Annotated in this window: 19 protein-coding genes; 9 read left to right on the top strand and 10 right to left on the bottom strand. The window is 65.4% G+C overall.

All coding sequences use genetic code 11. The features are described from left to right. Positions 1-150: 150 nt before the first annotated feature. Together MUN46_RS06430 and MUN46_RS06435 are read left to right on the top strand one after the other, a co-directional pair. Positions 151-2,178 carry a ribonucleoside triphosphate reductase gene (locus tag MUN46_RS06430; protein WP_243377083.1) on the top strand — a complete coding sequence of 676 codons (2,028 nt, stop codon included), beginning with the start codon at positions 151-153 and terminating at the stop codon, positions 2,176-2,178. Between the two features lie 21 nt (positions 2,179-2,199). After that, positions 2,200-3,003 carry an anaerobic ribonucleoside-triphosphate reductase activating protein gene (locus MUN46_RS06435; protein WP_243377084.1) on the top strand — a complete coding sequence of 268 codons (804 nt, stop codon included), beginning with the start codon at positions 2,200-2,202 and terminating at the stop codon, positions 3,001-3,003. Positions 3,004-3,027: 24 nt separating this feature from the next. On the opposite strand, the gene MUN46_RS06440 is transcribed toward MUN46_RS06435, so the two are convergent. Together MUN46_RS06440 and MUN46_RS06445 are read right to left on the bottom strand one after the other, a co-directional pair. Then, positions 3,028-3,618 carry a tetratricopeptide repeat protein gene (locus tag MUN46_RS06440; protein ID WP_243377085.1) on the bottom strand — a complete coding sequence of 197 codons (591 nt, stop codon included), beginning with the start codon at positions 3,616-3,618 and terminating at the stop codon, positions 3,028-3,030. Further along, positions 3,615-5,174 (bottom strand): Na+/H+ antiporter NhaC family protein, encoded by a 1,560-nt coding sequence (locus tag MUN46_RS06445; RefSeq protein ID WP_243377086.1) that lies wholly within the window; start codon positions 5,172-5,174, stop codon positions 3,615-3,617. Before MUN46_RS06445 ends, MUN46_RS06440 begins: the two co-directional genes overlap by 4 nt. A 351-nt stretch (positions 5,175-5,525) precedes the next feature. On the opposite strand from MUN46_RS06445, the gene MUN46_RS06450 reads away from it, so the two are divergent. The 3 genes from MUN46_RS06450 (at position 5,526) to MUN46_RS06460 (ending at position 8,431) form a co-directional block, all read left to right on the top strand. Then, complete coding sequence (locus MUN46_RS06450; RefSeq protein WP_243377087.1) at positions 5,526-7,001, top strand: aldehyde dehydrogenase family protein; 1,476 nt, start codon at positions 5,526-5,528, stop codon at positions 6,999-7,001. A gap of 482 nt (positions 7,002-7,483) precedes the next feature. Beyond that, complete coding sequence (locus MUN46_RS06455) at positions 7,484-7,687, top strand: hypothetical protein (protein WP_285230574.1); 204 nt, start codon at positions 7,484-7,486, stop codon at positions 7,685-7,687. 195 nt (positions 7,688-7,882) lie between these two features. Then, positions 7,883-8,431, top strand: a complete 549-nt coding sequence (locus MUN46_RS06460; protein WP_243377089.1) for a DJ-1 family glyoxalase III — start codon at positions 7,883-7,885, stop codon at positions 8,429-8,431. Positions 8,432-8,466: 35 nt separating this feature from the next. On the opposite strand, the gene MUN46_RS06465 is transcribed toward MUN46_RS06460, so the two are convergent. Continuing rightward, a complete protein-coding gene (locus tag MUN46_RS06465; RefSeq protein WP_243377090.1) occupies positions 8,467-9,222 on the bottom strand; it encodes a Crp/Fnr family transcriptional regulator in 756 nt (251 codons plus the stop codon). Positions 9,223-9,403: 181 nt separating this feature from the next. Between MUN46_RS06465 and MUN46_RS06470 the strand changes: the two genes are divergently transcribed. Further along, on the top strand, positions 9,404-10,894 hold the full coding sequence (locus MUN46_RS06470) for an FAD-dependent oxidoreductase (protein WP_243377091.1): 1,491 nt from the start codon (positions 9,404-9,406) through the stop codon (positions 10,892-10,894). A 217-nt stretch (positions 10,895-11,111) separates the two neighbouring features. Here MUN46_RS06470 and MUN46_RS06475 read toward each other — a convergent pair whose 3' ends face one another. From MUN46_RS06475 to MUN46_RS06490, 4 genes are all read right to left on the bottom strand, one after another. Further along, complete coding sequence (locus MUN46_RS06475; RefSeq protein WP_243377092.1) at positions 11,112-11,636, bottom strand: cysteine hydrolase family protein; 525 nt, start codon at positions 11,634-11,636, stop codon at positions 11,112-11,114. Between the two features lie 34 nt (positions 11,637-11,670). Further along, positions 11,671-12,003: a hypothetical protein gene (locus MUN46_RS06480; RefSeq protein WP_243377093.1), complete on the bottom strand. Its 333-nt coding sequence runs from the start codon at positions 12,001-12,003 to the stop codon at positions 11,671-11,673. Positions 12,004-12,023: 20 nt separating this feature from the next. Then, a complete protein-coding gene (locus tag MUN46_RS06485; protein WP_243377094.1) occupies positions 12,024-12,686 on the bottom strand; it encodes a hypothetical protein in 663 nt (220 codons plus the stop codon). A 201-nt stretch (positions 12,687-12,887) separates the two neighbouring features. Next, entirely contained in the window at positions 12,888-15,458 is a 2,571-nt protein-coding gene (locus MUN46_RS06490) for a heavy metal translocating P-type ATPase (protein ID WP_243377095.1), read from the bottom strand. Positions 15,459-15,564: 106 nt separating this feature from the next. Here MUN46_RS06490 and MUN46_RS06495 point away from each other — a divergent pair, with 106 nt between their 5' ends. Both MUN46_RS06495 and proC read left to right on the top strand, forming a co-directional pair. Further along, entirely contained in the window at positions 15,565-15,996 is a 432-nt protein-coding gene (locus MUN46_RS06495) for a winged helix-turn-helix transcriptional regulator (protein ID WP_243377096.1), read from the top strand. Between the two features lie 141 nt (positions 15,997-16,137). After that, positions 16,138-17,019: a pyrroline-5-carboxylate reductase gene (proC, locus tag MUN46_RS06500; RefSeq protein WP_243377097.1), complete on the top strand. Its 882-nt coding sequence runs from the start codon at positions 16,138-16,140 to the stop codon at positions 17,017-17,019. A gap of 80 nt (positions 17,020-17,099) precedes the next feature. Here proC and MUN46_RS06505 read toward each other — a convergent pair whose 3' ends face one another. Beyond that, positions 17,100-17,768, bottom strand: coding sequence for a YigZ family protein (locus tag MUN46_RS06505; RefSeq protein WP_281069881.1), 669 nt, complete (start codon positions 17,766-17,768; stop codon positions 17,100-17,102). Continuing rightward, positions 17,768-18,403, bottom strand: coding sequence for a hypothetical protein (locus tag MUN46_RS06510; protein WP_243377098.1), 636 nt, complete (start codon positions 18,401-18,403; stop codon positions 17,768-17,770). The genes MUN46_RS06505 and MUN46_RS06510 overlap by 1 nt, the downstream gene beginning before the upstream one ends. Positions 18,404-18,692: 289 nt before the next feature. Here MUN46_RS06510 and MUN46_RS06515 point away from each other — a divergent pair, with 289 nt between their 5' ends. Continuing rightward, positions 18,693-20,261, top strand: a complete 1,569-nt coding sequence (locus MUN46_RS06515; RefSeq protein WP_243377099.1) for an alanine/glycine:cation symporter family protein — start codon at positions 18,693-18,695, stop codon at positions 20,259-20,261. 99 nt (positions 20,262-20,360) lie between these two features. Here the strand turns inward: MUN46_RS06515 and MUN46_RS06520 are convergent, their stop codons facing one another. After that, positions 20,361-21,137, bottom strand: coding sequence for a radical SAM protein (locus tag MUN46_RS06520; RefSeq protein WP_243377100.1), 777 nt, complete (start codon positions 21,135-21,137; stop codon positions 20,361-20,363). Positions 21,138-21,208 lie beyond the last annotated feature (71 nt).

Here is a 21,208-nt window from a genome sequence, read left to right on the forward strand (position 1 = left end):
CGTTTCCCCGCCCGCATGTTATAGTTATCAGACTGTCTTTGCTAACACTATATTTAGATAATAAACGGCAATAAAACACTAAGTATTGTGTTTGAATAGATTAACTCTTCGATTTTAAAAGATAAAATTTTCTCTTAAGGAGCCCTATCCATGGAACAGGTTCAGGAGCCTCTTCACATCATCAAGCGCGACGGAAGCATCCGGAGCTTCGACCCGGACAAGATCGTGATCGCGATCACGAAGGCAGGCAAGGCGACCGGGGAGATCGGCCCCGAGCAGGCCCGGGAGCTCACCGTGCGCGAGGTGATGCCGAGGATCCGCGCCCTGAAGACCCTCACGCCCGACATCGAGCGGGTGCAGGACGCCGTCGAGAAGTCGATTTTCGCGGCCGGGTATTTCGACACGCTGCGCGCCTACATCGTCTACCGCGAGCAGCATGCGAAGAGCCGCAACGCCAAGCACTCCTGGGTGGACGTGGAAAGCTCCATCAATGAGTACCTGAACCATCTGGACTGGCGCGTCAACGCCAACGCGAACCAGGGCTACTCGCTGGGCGGCCTGATCCTCAACGTCTCGGGCAAGGTGATCGCCAACTACTGGCTCAACGCCGTCTATCCCCCGGAGGTGGGCCTCGCGCACCGCAACGGCGACATCCACATCCACGACCTCGACATGCTCTCGGGCTACTGCGCGGGCTGGTCCCTGCGCACGCTGCTGCAGGAGGGCCTCAACGGCGTGCCCGGCAAGGTCGAGGCGGGAGCCCCGAAGCACATCTCGTCGGCCACCGGCCAGATCGTGAATTTCCTGGGCACCATGCAGAACGAGTGGGCGGGCGCGCAGGCGTTCTCCTCCTTCGACACGTATCTCGCCCCGTATGTCCGCAAGGACCATGTGTCCTACGAGGAGCTGCTGCAGTCGATCCAGGAGCTCATCTACAACCTGAACGTTCCCTCGCGCTGGGGCACGCAGACCCCGTTCACCAACCTCACCTTCGACTGGGTCTGCCCGGAGGACCTGCGCGGCCAGCACCCGGTGATCGCGGGCGAGGTTCAGCCCTTCACCTACGGCGAGCTCAAGCCCGAGATGGACATGATCAACCGCGCCTACATCGAGGTCATGATGAAGGGCGATGCGAAGGGGCGCGTCTTCACCTTCCCGATCCCGACCTACAACATCACGAAGGACTTCGACTGGGACAGCCCGAACACGCTGCTGCTGTTCAAGATGACGGCCAAGTACGGGCTGCCTTACTTCCAGAATTTCATCAACTCCGACCTGAAGCCCAACATGATCCGCTCGATGTGCTGCCGCCTGCAGCTCGACCTGCGCGAGCTGCTCAAGCGCGGCAACGGGCTGTTCGGCTCGGCCGAGCAGACCGGATCGGTGGGCGTGGTGACGATCAACACGGCCCGCCTCGGCTACCTCTTCAAGAACGACCGCGAGGGCCTCTACCGGCGGCTTGACCATCTGCTCGAGCTCGCCCGCGACTCGCTCGAAATCAAGCGCAAGGTGATCCAGCGGCACATCGACGCCGGGCTCTTCCCGTACACGAAGCGCTACCTCGGTACGCTGCGCAACCACTTCTCGACGATCGGCGTGAACGGCATGAACGAGATGATCCGCAACTTCACGAACGATCAGCACGACATCACCGATGACTGGGGGCATCAGTTCGCGCTCGACTTCCTGGACCACGTGCGCGAGCGCATGGTGGAGTTCCAGACAGAAACCGGCCACCTCTACAACCTCGAGGCGACGCCGGCCGAGGGCACGACCTACCGCTTCGCCAAGGAGGACCGCAAGCGCTTCCCCGACATCCTGCAGGCCGGCACCCCGGACCACCCCTACTACACGAACAGCTCCCAGCTGCCCGCGGGGTTCACCGACGATCCCTTCCTCGCCCTCGAGATGCAGGACGACCTGCAGAAAAAGTACACGGGCGGCACCGTGCTGCACCTCTACATGAACGAGGCGGTTTCCTCGGCCGAGGCCTGCCGCGACCTCGTGCGCAGGGTGCTCACGAACTTCCGCCTGCCCTACATCACCGTGACCCCCACGTTCTCGATCTGCCCGAAGCACGGCTATATCTCGGGGCGGCACGACTACTGCCCGATCTGCGACGCGGAGCTGCTCGCGAAGAAGAAGGCCCGCGCGGCTGAGGCGGCCGGAGCCGACTGAAAACAACGAGGACGCCAGCCGATGACGACAAGCGAGGACGGCGGGGAAGGCCGCGCGCCGGCCGGGTGCGAAGCGCAGGGCGGCTCTCTGCAGGGCGGGGCCCCGGAGGCCCGTGCGCTGCGGCTGGGAGCGATCACGCCCTTTACGACGATCGACTTCCCGGGGCGGCTTTCCGCGGTCGCCTTCCTGCAGGGCTGCCCCTGGGACTGCGTGTACTGCCAGAACCCGTGGCTGAGGCCCTTCAGGTTCGACCCGCGCTACGAGCACTCGAGCTGGGAGGAGCTGCAGTCGCTCCTCAGCCGCCGGCACGGGCTGCTCGACGCGGTGGTTTTCTCCGGCGGCGAGCCGCTGGCCGATCCGGCGCTTCCCGCCGCGATCCGCGAAGTGAGGAAGATGGGGTTTCTCGCCGCCGTGCACACCTGCGGGGCTTACCCGCGCGTGCTCGAGCGGATACTGCCCGAGCTCGCCTGGGTGGGGCTTGACGTGAAGGCTCCGCTCGGCGACGCGGCCGGCTTCCGGAGGATCATCCGCGCCGAGGGCGGGGCGCCGAGGACGAAGCGCTGCCTCGAGCTCCTGCTGGGCAGCGGGGTGGCGTTTGAGTGCCGCACGACCTGCCACCCGGACTTTCTTTCCGAGGCGGCGCTGCTCGAGATCGGGCAGTCGCTTGCAGAGGCGGGGGTGCGCAGCTTTGCGCTGCAGCCCTTCAGGCAGCCCCCGGGGCTCGAGTCCGAGGCGCTGTTCTCGAACTGCCCGCCCGACTATCCGTCGCACGGCCTGCAGGAGAAGCTGCGGCCGCTGTTCGACCATTTCGAAGTCCGCCGCTGAACGGCGGGGTGCGCCTGCGCTTCCTTACTGCCGCGTGAAAAAGAGCGTCCGCAGCTCCCGGGCGGCCTCGGGATTGCCGTGTTCGGCCGACAGCACGTACCAGGCTGAGGCGGTTTCGAGGTTCCTGGGCACTCCCCAGCCGTGCCGGTAGGCGTCCCCGAGGAGCTTTTCAGCGTTCGCGGAGCCCGCCTCCGAGGCCCGCTTGAGCCACCAGATCGCGTAGCGCTGGTTTTTGTGCGCGCCGTGCTCCCCGGTGAGCAGGATGCGGCCCACGTCGAAGGCGGCCCTCGGATTCCCGTTGTTGAAGGAGCGGATCAGCCACCAGATGCCCTTGACGGGCTCGCGCCGGGTGCCGACCCCCTCGAAGTAAAAAAAGGAGAGCTGCTCCTGGCAGAGCGCGTCGCCCATGATCGCGCAGGCCCGGCTGTTGTGGAACTCCGCGCGCAGCCTGGCCTCGTCGCCGCCTCCCTGCGGCTTGGGAACCGGGGTGATGAGCGCATGAAAGCGAAGCGCGGCGGCCGCCGCCGCGGCCAGCAGAAAGACTCCCGCAGTGCGCCTGAAGCGCCGCGTGAGGCTGCGGCTCACGACCTGCGGGGAGTCCGAGGCGGAAGTCATGCCCTGCCGCTGCCTGCCCGGGCCGGACGGTGGTAGAAGTGCAGCGCCGCGGAGGCCGCGGCAAGCAGCACCGCGGCCGTTCCGAAGGAGGCCGCCCAGTTGCCGTGCGTGAGCCCCGCCACGAGGTAGCCCGTGAAGGCGCAGGCCGCGATGGTGCACGAGTAGGGCAGCTGCGTCGAGACGTGGTCAATGTGGTTGCAGCCCGAGCCCGCCGAGGACAGGATGGTGGTATCGGAAATGGGCGAGCAGTGGTCTCCGAAGACGGATCCGGCGAGCGTGGCCGAAAGGATGACGATCATCATGTCGGGGGCGACGCTCTGGGCGATCGGGATCATGATCGGAATCAGGATCCCGAAGGTGCCCCAGGCCGTGCCGGTCGAAAACGAGAGGAACGCAGCCACGAGGAAGATCACCGCGGGCAGCAGAATCGCGGCCATCGAGCCCGACTGGACCAGACCCTGGATGAACTGCGGCGTCTGCAGCATGTCGCGGCACACTCCCGAGAGCGCCCAGGCGAGCACGAGGATCATGTTGGCGGGCAGCATCACCTTCACGCCTTCGACGAATCCGTTCATGTACTCGCGGAAGGAGAGCACGCCGCGCGGCACGAACATGAGCAGCGCCACGACGTGCGCTCCGAAGCAGGCCCACACGAGGGCCTTGGAGGCTGAGGTGTTGCCGAGGGCCTCCACGATCGTGTGGTACTTCGGATCGTCGCCCCAGTAGCCGCCCACATAAAGCAGGGAGAAGACCGCAAAGCCGATGAGCGCGAGGATCGGCACCACCATGTCGCACACGCGCCCCTTCGTGCCCGCGCGCTCGAGCGCGTCGGAGTTCACCACGCCGCGGCCGGCCCCGAGCGAGCGGCCTTCCATCGCCTCTTTTTCGAAGCGGCGCATCGGGCCGAAGTCATAGTTCGTCCAGCTGATGAAAATCGCGAGCGCGATGGCGAGAATCGCGTAGAAGTTCCAGGGGATGGCCGCGGTGAAGGCGGCGAGGTCGTTGCTGAAGGCCCCCGTCGACTTGAGCGAGGAGCCTACCGCGGCGGCCCAGGAGGACACCGGGGCGATGATGCACACGGGCGCGGCCGTGGTGTCCACGAGATAGGCGAGCTTGGTGCGCGAGATGTGGTGCGCGTCGGTCACGGGGCGCATCACCGTGCCGGTGGTGAGGCAGGAGAAGTAGTCGTCGATGAAGATGCAGATCCCGAGCCCCGTGGTGGAAAGCAGCGCCCCGCGCCGCGTCTTGATGCGCGACAGGGCCCAGGCCCCGTAGGCCTTGGTCGCGCCCGAAAGCGAAATGCAGTAGACGAGCGCGCCCAGCATCGAGGTAAAAAGGATGATGGTGAAGTCAAGCTTCGCGACCATCACGCCGAAGGTCGAGGAGACGGTTCCCATGACAGGGTTGGCGCCTGTGCCGAGCGCCCAGATGAGCGACCCGGAAAGTATGCCGAGCAGCAGCGAGGAGAGCACCTCCTTGCTGATGAGCGCGAGTCCGATCGCGATGATCGGGGGCAGTATCGAGAGCCAGCCCGCCGCGTAGGGAGTGATTTCCATTTTTTCTTCAGTTCCTTGGGGGTTTGTGTTCCGGTCCCGGGCGGCCTTCGCCGGGGGCAGCGTATGCGCGATTTTAAGCAACGCGTGCGCCATCCCTCAAGGCTCGGTCCCGCGGCCGGGCGTCTTTCGTCATTCAAACAAGTTACATGTAAACCCTTATTAAAAATTAATCATTAAGGTCTAGTTATTTAGTATTTACACATAAAAACATAAAGTTAACAGTTTTCTCCAGAACATCGAATTATTGATTTAAATCAAATTTATTTTATCCCCGAAGGTTATTGTTTTTTTCATGACGACAGGGCGCGAGGGCGCCTTTCGAATCACAACGGATGCTCCTTTGGAGGATTTATGAACAACATCTGCGACAGTTTCTACGGTCTGTTCATCAACAACGAATTCGTGAAGGCTTCGGACGGCGGAGCCTTCGCCTCGCACTGCCCGGTCAACGGGGAAAAGCTGGCCGACGTGGCGGCCGCCACCGCCGAGGACCTTGACCGTGCGGTCAAGGCCGCCGACGAGGCCTTCAAGACCTGGAGCCGCACATCGGCCGCGTACCGCGCGGGGCTGCTGCTGAAGATCGCCGACGCGATTGACGCTAACGCGCAGCGCCTGGCTGAAATCGAGTCGCTTGACAACGGCAAGCCCTGGCGCGAGACGAAAAACATCGACATCCCGGCCGGCTCCGACCACTTCCGCTATTTCGCGGGGGCGCTGCGCGCGGCCGAGGGCCGCGCCGCGCAGATCGACGAGAACACGCTCTCGCTCGTGCTCCACGAGCCGATCGGCGTGGTGGGCCAGATCGTGCCCTGGAACTTCCCCTTCCTCATGGCCTGCTGGAAGCTCGCCCCGGCGCTTGCGGCCGGCGACACGATCGTGTTCAAGCCCGCCTCGGCCACGCCGCTGAGCATTCTCGAGCTGGCCAAGCTCCTGAAGGAGATCCTCCCCGCCGGCGTCGTGAACGTCCTGCCGGGCTCCGGCCGCGTGCTGGGTGAGGCGATGCTGCACCACCCGGGCTTCGCGAAGCTCGCCTTCACGGGCTCCACTTCGGTGGGCCGCAACGTGGGGCTGGCCGCCGCGCAGCGCATCATTCCCGCCACGCTCGAGCTGGGCGGCAAGTCCGCGAACATCGTCTTTGACGACTGCAATTTCGACAAGGCGATCGAAGGCGCGCAGATGGGCATCCTGTTCAACCAGGGCCAGGTCTGCTGCGCCGGCTCGAGGCTGCTCGTTCAGGACACGATCCTCGACCGGTTCGTTGCGGCGCTGAAGAAGGAGTTCGAGTCCGTGAAGGTCGGCCTGCCCTGGGAGCCGGGCGTGCAGATGGGCGCGCAGGTCGACGAGAGGCAGGTGAAGACCATTCTCGACTATGTCGAGATAGGCCGGAAGGAGGGCGCCACGGTGCTCACGGGCGGCCGCCGCCTCACCGAAAACGGCCTGGACAAGGGCTGCTTTGTCGCCCCCACGATCCTCACCAACGTGAACAACAGCATGCGCGTGGCCCAGGAGGAGATCTTCGGGCCGGTGGTGGTCGTGATCCCGTTCCACACCGAGGAGGAGGCCGTTGCGATCGCGAACGACTCCAAGTACGGTCTGGGCGGCGCGGTCTGGACGCAGGACATCAACCGGGCGCTGCGCGTCGCAAAGGGCGTGCGCACCGGCCGCATGTGGGTGAACACCTACAACGAGCTGCCGGCCCACGCTCCGTTCGGCGGCTACAAGGAGTCGGGCATCGGCCGCGAGACCTACCTGTCGATCCTGAACGCCTACACGCAGACGAAGAACATCTTCATTTCGCTCTCTGAAAAGAGGATGGGCATGTACTGACGTCCGGGCGCCGGCCTCCGGCCTTCGGGCCGGGGCGGCTGCGGTGAGGCGCAACAGCCGGGAGCGGGGCTTCAACTGAAGGGGAGCCGTCACCGCATTCCCGGCTTTTTTTATTTTGAAACCAAATGTTAGGGAAACTCCGCCCGGGGCTTTGAGGGGGTACAATTAGCCTTGTCTTAGAAGGCATCCCACCCCGTCCCGGTTTCAGGTGAATCGGACGGAATCCACCGCCGGCCGCTGCGTCAGCAGGCCGGCGCTCCGTAAAAGTTCCCCTTCCAGTACCTGAAGCCTCCGGCAGGGGGCGCCGGCGTCTCTTTTGCTCGCGCCGGCCTCTCGGTCCCGCCCCTCTGTCACGCTTTTGACAGATTGCTGTCATGGAAGCGCCATCCGTGGCGGGCACAATGGGCATGGTTCCAAGACAGCAGCAGTTCAATCTCTCCGCCAGTAAAGCAGGCGGTACAAAAACAAGAAGGTAATAAAAAATGATGGAAAAGAAAATGAATGAAAAGAAGGGACTTGCCCATGACTCGCTCGCCGCGCTCGCGGTGAGGCGCTACGGGCTGGCCTCCAGGGCCCGGCAGACCTGCAGGGCGTTCTCCGACAGCGGCCGCGACAACTACCGCGACATCGCCTGGCGCGAGGCGGTCAGGGGGCTTGACGACTTCATGAAGGAGCGCGCGCTCTGATTCTTCAGAGCCCAAAGCCCGGGGCCTTCAAAGGCCCTGAGCGGCACAAGGCGGCTTCGCCCCGGAAAAGGGCAGGCCGCCTTTTTGCTGCCCGGCCTTTCGAGGGCCCTCCCTCCCTTGTATCATCAGCTCGTAAGGGAAGGACGGGCGTCCTTCACAGGTTGGTTTCGTTTATTTCAGCACAGGGGGGTAAGGATGTCCAAAGCGAGCGTTTTCTTTGCCGACGGGTTTGAGGAGATTGAGGCCCTCACGGCGGTGGACCTGCTGCGCCGGGGAGGCGTGCAGGTGGACATGGTCTCGTTGGGCGAAGGGCTTGAGCGCACGGGCGCGCACGGTGTGAAGGTGCTCTGCGAGCTCTCGCTCGCCCAGGCCCGCTGGGATTCGGCCGACATGCTCGTTCTTCCGGGAGGCTGGCCCGGCGCGGAAAACCTTTGCCGCTCGGAGCCGCTTCGCGCGAAGCTGCTGGAGTTTGCGGCCGATCCCCGGCGCTGGATCGGGGCGATCTGCGCCGCGCCCTACGTGCTCGGGTCCCTCGGGCTGCTGCGGGGGCGCCGCGCGACCTGCTATCCCGGCTTTGAAGAAAAGCTTGGCGGCGCCGTGGCCACCGGCGCCCGGGTGGAGCGCGACGGCCGCATCATCACGGGCCGGGGCCCGGGAGTCGCCACGGAGTTCGCGCTCGCTCTGCTTGAGGCGCTCGAAGGCGCGCAGAAGGCCGGGGAAGTGCGCGACGGTCTCGCGCTTTAGCCCGCAAAGAGCCCTGCGCCCTTTCGCGCGGGGCTTCAGTCCGCCATCGGCCGCAGCTCCGAAGGCCGGTAGTTCTCGAGTTTCGTGCAGACGGAGCGCCCCGGGCCGTCGAGCCAGTCGTAGACCGGCTCGAACAGCGGAGCGCGCGCAATGATGGTCCTGCCGCTTTTCTCGATGAGCCCCGCGCGCTGCCAGCCCGCGAGGATCCGGCTCACGCTCACCCGGGTGAGGTTGACGATCGAGCCGAGCTGCGAGTTGTTCAGCAGCAGCGGCAGCACCGTTCCTTCCTGCCGGATCGGCAGCCCGTAGACGGCCAGCAGCACCTTGAAGAGCACGCGCAGCCGCATCTCGGGCTCCAGCGAGAAATTGGCCGCCATGCCCTCGATGTGCGACTCCTCCTTGGCCGTGATGTCATGCATCAGGGCCCGCCCGAACTCCGGGCTGCGGGCGGCCTCCTCTTCGAGCGTCCCGGGCGGCATCGCCAGCACCACGCTGTCCTGCCAGGCCCGGGTGCGCACGTTCACCCGCTCGTCGACGGCGGCGGAAATGTCGCACATGCTCCGCCCGGGCACGATCAGCGAGAGCGTGGAGGCGCTGCCGCGCACGAGGTTCGGAATCTCGTAGGCGCACAGCCCCCGCAGCAGGAAGAAGCACTTCGGGTGCTCCCCGCCGCTTTTGAGCACGTCGCGCTTTTTCACGTTCAGGAGCACGCCGCGGCGCCGGTAGAGCTGCGCGATGGGCTCGGGAACCGCCGGCGCGACCCAGGGAAGGCTCTGGAAAATCAAACGCATGTCGGCCTCAGGGGAGGTTTCGGGGGTGAGTCCGTGCAAAACTGTAACTCAAGTCCCGGGACCTGTAAATTTTTGTATAAGACGTTACATTATTATCCGGCCTCTCTCCAGATAATTAAACAAGCCGCCGGGAGTAAGTCCGGCGGGGGAACCCGAATTAATTCCAAAGGAGAGAGACCAAATGAAATGCAGGAACGTCATTCTCGCCGCGGCGCTCGCCGCTGCGTTTGCGACCCCCGCGCTGGCTGCTGACCGCACGCTCAGCACCGACATCGTCGTGATCGGCGCGGGCTGCGGCGGAACCGCCGCGGGCGAGGCCGCCATCGAAAAGGGCGCCAAGGTGATCATGCTTGAAAAGCAGGGCATCACGGGCGGTACCTGCAAGTTCTCCGAGGGCATCATGGCCGTCGAGTCCAAGATGCAGCGCGACTGGAACTACGGCCTTACGAAGGACCAGGCCTTCCAGATGATCATGCGCTACGGACACTGGCGCGGCAACGGCCGCGTGGTGCGCACCTTCGTCGAGAAGACGGCGAGCACGATCGACTGGATGCAGTCGAACGGCGTCGAGTTTGAGAAGCTCTTCTCCAACTACCCCGACGGCCTCTACACCTGGCACATCTACAAGGGCCGCGGCGCGGGCTGGCTCGCGAAGTACCAGGACCGCTTCGTGAAGCAGGGCGGGCAGTTGCTGCTCAACACCCCGGCCACCGCCCTGATCCAGGGCAAGGACGGCGTCGTGCGCGGCGTGATCGCCACTGAGAAGGACGGCAGCCGCCTCACCATCAACGCGAAGGCCGTGATCATCGCGACCGGCGGCTTCGGCGCCAACAAGGAAATGATGCAGAAGTACATGCGCTTCCCGGGCGTGGACGGGCTGGCCCAGACCGGCAAGACCGGCGACGGCATCCAGATGGCCTGGAAGGCCGGTGCCGACAAGGACGGCACGGAAGTTCAGGCCTCTTACCGTCCGGGCCCGAAGGGCGTGGGCACCACCAACCAGGTGGCCGCCTCCGCCAAGCAGCCTCACCTCTGGCTCAATCCGCACGGCGACCGCTTCGTCGACGAGACCGTGATGCTCGAGTGGCCCTTCGCCGGCAACGCGCTTGAGAGGAACGGCGGCAAGATGTGGGTCGTGTACGACTCCGACACGCTCAACTACATGAAGACCAAGGGCATCGACCTGGGCGTGGGCGTCATGGTCCCGGTCGCCACCAAGCTCACGAAGTTCGACCAGGAATGGGCCGCTGCCGAGGCGGCGGGCTGGGCCAAGCGCGCCGGCACGCTCGACGAGCTCGCGGCGAAGACCGGCATGGATCCGAAGCTGCTCAAGAAGAACGTCGATGAGTACAACGGCTACGCCGACATCCGCCACGACGGCCTGTTCGCGAAGAACGCGAAGTACCTCCGTCCGGTCCGCAAGGCGCCGTTCTACGCGATCCAGCTCGTGGCGACCTCGCTGGGGACGCTGGGCGGCATCAAGATCGACGACAAGTGGGAAGTGGTCCGTCCCGATGGCAGCGCGATCAAGGGCCTGTATGCGGCCGGCAACGACGCGGGCGGCATGTACGGCGACTCCTACGACCTGCTGATGGCCGGCTCGACGATCGCCTGGGCCGTGAACGGCGGGCGCATCGCGGCTGAAAGCGCTGTGAAGTACATCGGAAAATAAGAAGAAAGAGAAGAATCTCTCCGCTGCTTTTTCCGGCCCCTTTCCGCGCCGCTTCCCCCTTTCTGAGGGAAAGGCGGAGCGGAAGGGGCCGCGGAAAGCTCTGCAGCCCGCCTTCGCCGGCGGGCTTTTTTTAGCTTGAAAAAAGCCCGCTGCCTGCTGGCAGCGGGGCGCGCTCCTTCCAGCCCCGGCTTTCTCCGCCGGGGCGCGTTTTTCCTTTTCAGTCCTCGATTTCGACCTGGCAGGCTGCCATGGCGAGAAGGGCCGTGCGGTGCCGCTCCGGAGTCGAGCCCGCGCAGAGCCCGGAGCGCACCCGGATGCGGGTCTCGGGCGAAAAGGCCCTGATCAGCAGCGCGTTGCTGATCACGCAGATGTCGGTGCACACGCCGGTCACCAGCACTTCCTCGAATCCCGCGAGGGCCTGCGCGAGCTTCACCGAACCGAAGGTGTTCTTCTCAAACACGGGGGCGAGCGCCGCATAGCGCTCGAGCGGCTCACACAGCTTCCAGCCGTCGCTGCCGCGCAGGCAGTGCGGAATGGGCAGCCTGCGGCCCTCCTGGGTCTGCCGGTAGTCCGGGCCGTGCGTGTCCATGGTGAAAAGGACCTCCGCGGGATCATCCGCGAGCGCGTTGCTGTGCAGCAGCGCCTCGATCCGCGGCAGCACCTCCCCGGCCTCCTTCGAGCCGAGCACGCCGGTCACGAAGTCCTTCTGCATGTCGATCACCGCGATCGCTTTTTTCTTCATAAGCGTCTCCTCCGTGCGGGCTGCCGGCAGCGCCTCAGTCGGTGTTGAATGTTTCAATGCAGCGGAAGCGCAGCTTCGCCCCCGCGCCGCGCGTGAGCTTGCCCGCCGCGTCCTTCTCGGGCTGGATCAGGACGCTGTCGAGCGGCTGCATCCCCATTTTGCGGTCCGCGCAGAAGCCGCCGGCCGAATCGCTCAGGCCCTCCTTCACGCGCATCGGGTTGCTCTCCCAGGGCCAGACTTCGGTGCGCTCCCAGATGTTGCCCATGACGTGATGCTGGCTCACCTGCGCTGGGTTTGACAGCGTCGTGCAGGCTGGCAGCGACAGGGCGGCCGCGAGGGCCGCCGGAATCATCCACAAAAGGCGCATGGCGGAATCCTTTTCTTTTTTCAATATCCGTTCAGGTTGAACTGAAGCAGGTTGTCGTAATTAATGCGGTGGCATTCCTGGAGCCTTCTCACGCGCACGATCGACTCCGCGGGCAGCTCGGTGATGACCGCGCCGCAGGTGCGGTCGCCCTTGATGCCGCCCCAGGAGAAGGCGAACTCGTAGGAGGCGCCCGCCTTCGGCGTAAAGCGGAAGCCCGTGCGGCAGATGCCGCACAGATCCTTGGGCATGTCGTCGTCGGGGCCGAGCTTCACCTTCGGGGCGCTGCCGGGAATCCGCTCGTAGGGCAGGGAGTACTGTATTTCGATTTCGCGGCCCGCGGGAACCTTGATCTCGGCCCAGCGGTTTTTGTCAGGGTAGCGCCGGGTGGCGCTGCTCGCGGGCATGCCGAGGGACCGGCCCTGGTAGGGCAGCGAGGCGGGGGCGGACTTGGTCACGCCTTCGAGGTAGTAGAGCACCTGGTTGCGTTCGGGCTCCCAGCTGAAGCAGAAGTCGGCGTCGTCCTGCGTGACCTCCTTCACGGCGATCTGGCCTTCGCCGCCCACCCTCACGAAAGCGGTCTGCCCCTCGGAGGGCTGCACGTAGTGGTTGACCGGCGGCGTTGTGGAGCAGCCCGTTATGAGAGCCGCGGCAGCGGCCGCGGCGCAAAGCTCTCGCAGTGGCAAATCAGACTCCTTTGTTTGGGTTGAAGCGAGCTTCAGGGAAAACTCTGTCCTTGGCATTGTACCCATAAAGGGCCGCCCGGGCGGGGGGCGCGCCGCATCCGCAAAGCCTGTGGGCTCAAATAAAAAAAGGCGCCGGAACTCTCCGGCGCCGCAGGGGTCGGGCCGGGCCCTTGGAGGACCCGGGCGCTGCCGCCTCCCGCTTCAGAGCGCGGGCGAGGCTTCGTAGCCCGCCTCGGTCACGGCCTTGACGAGCGAGTCGGCCTTCACAGTCTCCTCGCAGGTCACGCGGGCGCTGGCGCCCTTGAGGTCCACTGCGGCCTCCTCGACCCCGGGGACGGCCTCAAGCGCCTTCTTGACGCGGGCCTGGCAGTGCTGGCACATCATGCCTTTCACGGAAAGGGTAATAGTCTGAGACATCTTCGAACTCCTTTTGTTGTTGGAAGTTTGTGCAGGGCGCGCGGGGCACTCCCCCGCGGCCGCGGGAGGGCAGGCGGCGGCTTCGCCGCTGCCCTTGAAAAAGCGCAGCCTGAGCGCGTTGGAGACAACGCACACGCTCGACAGGCTCATTGCGGCGGCGGCGAACATGGGGTTGAGCACCAGCCCCCAGTGCGCGAAGACGCCGGCTGCGACCGGAATGCCGAGCGTATTGTAGATAAAGGCCCAGAAAAGGTTCTCGTGGATGTTGCGGATCACGGCTTGGGAGAGCCGCCGCGCGTCGGCGAGCGCCATGAGACGCTTCTGGGCGAGCACGACGTCGGCCGAACCGAGCGCCACGTCGGTTCCGGTGCCGATCGCGATGCCGACATCCGCGGCGGCAAGCGCCGGGGCGTCGTTGATCCCGTCGCCCACCATCGCGATGCGGCGGCCCGAGGCTTTGAGCTCGGCCACGATCGAGGCCTTGTCCGCGGGCAGGAGCCCGGAGCGGACCTCGTCGATCCCGGCCCTCGCGGCGATCGCCCGGGCCGTGAGATCCCGGTCTCCCGTGAGCATCACAAGCCTCAGGCCCTGGGCCTTGAGCGCGCGGACCGCTTCGGCCGCGTCTTCCTTGAGAGGATCCTGCAGCGCGATGAGGCCGAGCAGCGACCCCGCGCGGGTGAACCAGAGCACCGTCTTGCCTTCGCGCGAGAGCCGGTCGTCGAGCGCGCGCGAGGCGGCATCGAGCCTGACGCCCTCCTTTTCCAGAAGTCTCGCGTTTCCGGCAAGCAGAGCCTCGTTCCCGAGCCGTGCCGCAAGCCCTCCGCCCGGAATCTGGCGGAAGTCCTCGAGGCGGACGGTCTCCAGGCCTTCGTCCGCGACCCGCGCGACGATCGGAAGGGCGAGCGGGTGCTCGGAGAGTTTTTCAAGCGACGAGGCCAGCCGCAGCAGCTCCGAGCCCGAGACTCCATCGGAAGGCAGCACGTCGGTGATTTCGGGCGCGCCCTTGGTGAGCGTGCCCGTTTTGTCGAGCAGCATCGTGTCGACCTTGCCTAGCAGCTCGAGCGAGCGGGCGTTCTTGACCAGAATGCCCAGGCGGGCGGCGCGGCCCGTGCCCACCATGATCGCGGTGGGCGTGGCGAGCCCGAGCGAGCAGGGGCAGGCGATCACGAGCACGGAAATCGCCATCATCACGGCGAAGGACACGTCGCCGCGGATCAGGATCCAGGCGGCCAGCGTGAGCAGCGAGATCCCGATCACGACCGGCACGAAGACCGCGGAGACCCGGTCCGCGAGCCGTGCGATCGGCGCCTTGGTGGAGGTTGCCTCTTCGACGAGAGCGATGATGCGCGACAGCGTCGTGTCGCGCCCCGTGCGCGTCACCGCGACCCTGAGATGGCCGGAGCGAAGCTGCGTCGCGCCCGTGATCGCGTCGCCCTGCAGCTTCTCAACAGGCAGCGGCTCGCCGCTGATCGCCGATTCGTCGACCCAGCCCGAGCCTTCGGAGACGATGCCGTCGGCCGGGATGGTCTCCCCTGACTTCACGATGAGCATATCGCCCTTGACGACCTCGTCAATCGAGACCGACACCTCTTTGCCGCCGCGCAGCACCACGGCCTTCGAGGGCCTCAGCTTCGCCAGCGCCGTGACCGCTTCGGTCGCCTTCGACTTGGCCCGCGCCTCCATGTACTTGCCGATCGCGACCAGGGTGGGAACCATCGCGGCCGAGTCGAAGTAGAGGTTGCCGTAGAGGGACAGGACGCGTCCGGTGCTGCCGTCGGCCAGCGCAAAGGCCATCTCGTAGAGGCTGTACAGGCCGTAGAGCCAGGCCGCGGCCGCGCCCTGCGCGACAAGCGTGTCCATGTTGGGGTGCCCGGAAAAAAGCGCTTTGAAGCCGCTCACGAAATAGTGGCGCTGGATGATGAGGACGAGCCCCGAGAGCAGCATGAGCGTCATCGTCACGGGAACCGCGCCCCGCACTCCGGAGAGAAATCCGGGCAGGGCTCCGCGCATGGCGCTCATTGAGAGAGCCATGAGAAGGAGCGACACGGCGGCCGAGGCGACGAGGGCGCGCCAGCGCCTCTTCGCCTCAAGCGCGGCCTCCTGCTCCTGGGAGGTGCGGGCGGCGGGGCCCGCGGCCGCCCCGTCCTTCGGCGAGGCCCCGTAGCCGATCGAGGCGACCTTCTCGCAGACCGCCTGGGCTGAAGTCTTCGCTTCGTCGTACTCGACGGTGAGCGAGTTCGCAAGCAGGTTGACAACGGCGCTTTGAACGCCCGGCATTTTCCCCACCGTGCGCTCGATGGCGGCCTGGCAGGCGGCGCAGCTCATGCCGGTCACCCGGAAATGCTCCTTTTTCACGGTTTAATCCTTGAGTCTTTCCATATGATTTTGGACATTTTATCTATTGCTGTTAAAATAGCAATAATGATTTAAAAGGAATTTACTTACAAAAAGTATACTTATCATGATGGAAAAGCACGGATGCGAATGCTGCGCCGGCCGCTCGCCGGCCGAGCCCGACGGCGTGAAGACCTACTGCCCGGTGGAGACCACCCTGGGTCTGATCGGCGGGAAGTACAAGGCCCTGATCGTCTGGAGGCTCATGGAGGGGCCGCTGCGCTTCTCCCAGCTCTCAAAGATCGTGAAGTGCGCATCGCCGCGGATGCTCACCCGGCAGCTGCGCGAGCTCGAGGCCGACGGCCTTGTCTCGAGGCGGGCCTACGCTGAGGTTCCGGTGCGGGTCGAGTACTCGCTCACCCGCATGGGCGAGAGCATCTATCCGATTCTTGCCGCCATGTACCGCTGGGGAAGCGGCTACCTCGCCGAGCAGGGCAAGAGCGTGGGCTGCGCGATGCGCCCGCCGCAGGATGAGCCGGCCGGTTCCTCCGGGCTCTGAAAGCCCCGGCCGGGACGCACTGATAGAATGAGGGGACGCCTGAGAAGGGGGAGCCGCACCGGGGCAAGACCCGCGGCGCGCACTGCAGCTCCTCCTCTCGGCCTTTTTCCCGAACGCTGCGTAAAGAAGGAGAGAAAAGCAATGAAGCTGGGTGTGATCGGCGCCGGCAACATGGGCCGCGCCATTATCTCTGGCATCCTGTCCTCGGGGCTCGTGAATAAAAACGACATCATCGCCTCGAACGCGACTGAAGCCTCGAGAAACGAGACCGTGAAGCTCGGAATCGCGGTGTCCGGCGACAACGCCGACGTGGCCCGCGCCGAGAACCTGCTCATCGCGGTGAAGCCCGCGAAGCTCGGCCAGGTCATCGGGGAGATTGCCCCGGTGGTGAAGCCCTCGACCCTGGTGATCAGCGTGGCGGCCGGCACGCCGATGGCCGCGCTCGAGGAGCTTTTCGGACGGCAGGTTCAGATCGTGCGCGCGATGCCCAACACGCCCGCCCTGGTGCGCGAGGGCATGACGGCGCTTTGTGCGAATTCGCTCGTTTCGGAAGAATCGTTTGCCTGGGTGCAGGCTCTCTTTGCGACCTGCGGCCGCGTGGAGGTCGTCCCTGAGTCCCTGATGGACGCCGTGGGGACGGTGAGCGGGGCCTCGCCCGCCTGGGTCTATATGCTGATCGAGGCGATGGCCGACGGGGCGGTGCGCGACGGGATGCCCCGCGCGCAGGCCTACAAGTTTGCCGCTCAGTCGGTCCTGGGGGCTGCGAAAATGGTGCTCGAGACGGGGCTGCATCCGGGCGCCCTCAAAGACCAGGTGACCAGCCCCGCGGGAACCACCATCGAGGCCGTGAGGGTGCTCGAGCAGCGCGGGTTCCGCGGCGCGGTGATCGAGGCGATGGGGGCCTGCACCGAAAAAAGCCGCCGCATGGCCGCGGCGGCCTCCGCGGCGGGCTGCCAGAAAAAAGCGGGCGCCCAGGAGGATTCGGGCCGGCTCTCGAGCCTGCTGAAGGCTCTCAAGGGCTGAAAGCCCGCGCGTTCTCCCCCGCCGGGCCCGGGCCCGGCGGGGGAGAGCTCTTTCCTTTAAGGGGGGCGGGGCGCTTCTTCTCAGGAAGAGCTTCCCTGCTCCCCTTCGCTTTCACTTTCAAAAAGAGCCCCGCCGGCCGTGAGTTCCGTGAGCTCGTGCTTCAGGGGGGCGACGGCGCTTTGGGGCAGCCGCAGCACGTATTCGGCGTCCATGCCGAAGTTCTGGCTCACCACCGTGGCGCGGTAGCCGGGCAGCAGTCTCAGAAACTGCGTGACGAAGCGGTGCTCGATCGTGACGGAGAGCCTGGCCGCGATAAGCCGCTCGGCCGTGGGCAGGGTGGCGAGGGCCTCCTTCAGAGCGCCCTGGTAGGCCCGCACGAGGCCGCCCGTGCCAAGCAGAATCCCCCCGAAGTACCGGGTGACGACGGCGCTGATTTCTCCCGTGCCGCAGTGCAGCAGCACCGTGAGCATCGGGCGGCCCGCGGTGCCGTGAGGCTCGCCGTCGTCGCTTGCGCCCACCTGCGCCGTGCTGCCCGGGGAGCCGGCGCAGTAGGCCCAGCAGTTGTGCCGCGCGTCGGAAAATTCCCGCCGAACCGACTCGATGAAGGCCTTCGCCTCCCCGGGCCCCGCGGTATGGCCGATGCTGCAGATGAAGCGGCTGCGCTTCACGGTGATTTCGGCGCGGTGGACCTCGCCCGGCCCGAGGTCGGGCACAGGGTAGAGAGCTGCGGCGTCCTCAGGCCCGGCCATCACCGGCGGCCGGCCCGGCAGCGGTCGATGTAGTACCCGCAGGCCGAGATCATCATGAGCGCGTAGGCCATGAGCTCCATGCTCTCTTCGGAAAGCCGCTTGGCGACGTAGCGCCAGTGCTGGTCTTCAATGAAGAAGCGCCACATGAACTTGTCCGAGCCGTAGAGGCGGGAGTAGACGAGCAGCATCCCGAGCCCGGCCAGCATGGTGATGAAGGCGCGCGAGCGGACGAACTGCGCAAGTCCCTCGAGCGTCTCGTCGAGCCCGCGCTTCCAGACGACGTAGAAAAGGCACACGAGGAAGGCCGCGACCGCGTAGACCCAGGCGCCGTGCACGATGAGGTCGAAGTACGCGTCCTGCTCGCGGATGAAGAGCACGGTCATGAAGCCCGCCATCAGCAGGACCCCGCCCCGCTCCTGAGGCAGCTTCCAGGCCGTGAGGTAGAAGAACACCATGGTCGCGCCGAGCACGACGTCCTGCACCCACTCGATCGCGGTTTCGGACTGCACGCCGTAGTGGGACTGCCACACGCAGGTGGCGATCAGCAGCAGGTAGACGAGAGCGCAGCCCAAAAAGGCGAGCGCGCCGTAGAGTATGGTTTTTAAATTTTCCCTGCAGCGGTTTTGGTTTGTCATGATGTTTTTTCCCCAGGGGGCCCCGCGGTTCCGGCTGATGGAAAAAGGGGCGAAGCCGCCATTATCCCATTTAAACGGCGGACGAAATCTTCATCCCGCGTTTTCGGTATTTTGGGGCAGAAGGCGGATTTTTTCAGCGTTTCCGCCTGCCGCTCAGGCAGCAGCGCGGGGCGCTGCGGGTAAGCTTAAAACAAAAAACGTCTTGAGATTAAAACAATGATGCAGCCTTTAGGACCCGCGGCCCCCGTGGCCTGCGGAGCCGGGCCGCGCATCCAAGGGAGTCTCGCTCATGGAAAGCTTCATACAGACCTTAAGCAATCTGGTGTGGTCGCCGGCCCTCGTGGCGCTGTGCCTCGGGGGCGGGCTCTGGTTTTCGTTACGGGGCCGCTTTCTGCAGGTGCGGCTCATAGGCGAGATGCTGCGGCTGCTTTTCCAGCCCAAGGCGGGCTCTACCGGCATCTCCAGCTTCCAGGCCCTTACGATGACCCTGGCCGGCCGGGTCGGAACGGGCAACATCGCGGGCGTGGCCACCGCCATCTGCTTTGGCGGGCCGGGAGCCCTTTTCTGGATGTGGGCGGTGGCTTTCCTCGGAGCTTCCTCGGCCTTCGTCGAGTCAACGCTCGGGCAGGTCTACAAGGTGAACATCGGCGGGGAGTTCCGCGGCGGCCCGGCCTTCTATATTGAGAAGGGGCTTCACAGCCGGGCCTTCGGCACGGTCTTCGCGATCGTCACGATTCTCGCGGCGGGCTTTCTCTGCCCGGGCGTGCAGAGCAACTCGATCACGAGCGCCTTCAACAACGCCTTCGGGCTGAACGTCTACGTCTCCACCGTGGTCGTGATCTCGCTGCTTTGCTTCATCATTTTCGGCGGCCTCACGCGCATCGCGAATTTCTCGGTCATCGTGGTGCCCTTCATGGCGCAGATCTACATCGTGGCCGCCCTGATCATCGTGGGCGTGAACATTGAGAAGCTGCCGGGCGTGCTCGAGCTGATCTTCTCCTCGGCCTTCGGCGCAGACGCGATGTTCGGCGCGATGCTGGGCAGCGCCGTGAGCTGGGGCGTCAAGCGCGGCATCTACTCCAACGAGGCCGGCCAGGGCACGGGCCCGCACGCCTCCTCGGCCGCCGCCGTCTCGCACCCGGCCAAGCAGGGGCTCGTCCAGGCCTTCTCCGTCTACATCGACACGCTCTTCGTGTGCTCGGCCACCGGCTTCATGGTGCTGCTCACCGGCTACTACAACGTGGTCGCGCCCGACGGCCGCCCGATCCTCACGCAGCTCGCCGGCGTCGAGGCCGGCCCGGGCTACACCCAGGCCGCCGTGGAGTCGCTCATGCCCGGCTGGGGCTCGCCCTTTGTTGCGTTCGCGCTCTTTTTCTTCGCCTTCACGACGATCCTCGCCTATTACTATCAGGCCGAGACGAACGTCGTTTACCTCACCCGCGGGACGCGGCGCGCCTGGCCCATCTTCCTGCTGCGCATTGTGTTTCTGATCGGCACGGCCTACAGCGCGATCAAGAGCGCGGGGCTGGCTTGGGCGATGGGCGACATCGGCATCGGGCTCATGGCCTGGGTGAACTTCGTGGCGATCCTGCTGCTGCAGGGGCCGGCCTTCAAGTGCCTCAGGGACTACGAGGCGCAGAGAAAGCTCGGGCTCGATCCCGCCTTCGATCCCTCGAAGCTCGGGATCACGGACGCCGAGTACTGGACGCAGCACCAGCGCGAGGTGAACGAGCTGCTGGAAAAATCCGCCGGCGTCGACAACCGCGTGCTCTCCGAGGAGCAGGAAAAGCGCGACCTCGCGGAGGCAAAGAAGGGCCGCAGGACGGGGCTTTTCGGCTCGCGCCGCGACGACGAATAAAGCCGGCCTGTCCTTCCTCAGGACAGGACTCAGGGCTTCGGGGACGACCTTCGCCCCGAGGCCCTTTTTTTCAGGCGGGCCTTCTGCGGCTTTCAGTGCTCAGTAGGAGACCTGCGCGGCGATCCCCAGAGCCCGCACCCGGTCCGCGATCGCATCGAGCGACTCCGCGGGCGCCTTCCTCAGGTCGTGGTCCGGCGTCTCGCGCGCGATGGTGTAAATCGTGACCAGCTTTGGCCGGATCTCTCCGATCGCCTTCAGCCAGGGGCCCACGTAGCGCTCGGTCGTGTTGTCGACGCTGCGGCCTTCGAAGCTGCCCCGCAGGAACATCGACTGGATGATGCCGCGCGGCCCGAAGGCCTTCATCCGCTCGAGGATCTCCTCAATCCGGTAGGGGCCGTTGGGCCGGTCGACCAGAGCGATGTAGTCGGGATCCACGGTGTCGAGCTTGAGCAGGGCGTTGTCGACCTTGAGCAGGGACTCGAAGATCTCGGGCTTCGTGATCCTCGTCGCATTGGTGAGGACCGACACCTTCGTGGCGGGGCAGTACCTGGCGCGCAGGGCCAGCGTGTCGTCCACGATGCCGGGGAAGTCGGGATGCCCGGTGGGCTCGCCGTTGCCCGAGAATGTCATGGTGTCGGGCATCTTTCCGGCCTTGCGCATCTCCAGCAGCGTCTCCTCCAGGCGCCGGGCGATGAGCCCGCGCGAGGGCATTTTGGACTTCGGGCGGAAGTCGGCGTTGAAGCCGCATTCGCAGTAGATGCAGTCAAACGAACAGATCTTCCCGTCGGGCGGGCACACGTTGATGCCCAGCGACAGGCCGAGCCTGCGGCTGTGCACGGGGCCGAAGATGGGGGAGGGATAAATGATGGTGGCCATGGGATCCTCTTTTTTTGCCGGTATTTTAATCGAGGCCCTGCCGCAGCGTGCTTCATAACCGGCCCGGCAGA

Source organism: Mesosutterella faecium, assembly GCF_022809315.2.
GTDB lineage: Bacteria > Pseudomonadota > Gammaproteobacteria > Burkholderiales > Burkholderiaceae_F > Mesosutterella > Mesosutterella faecium.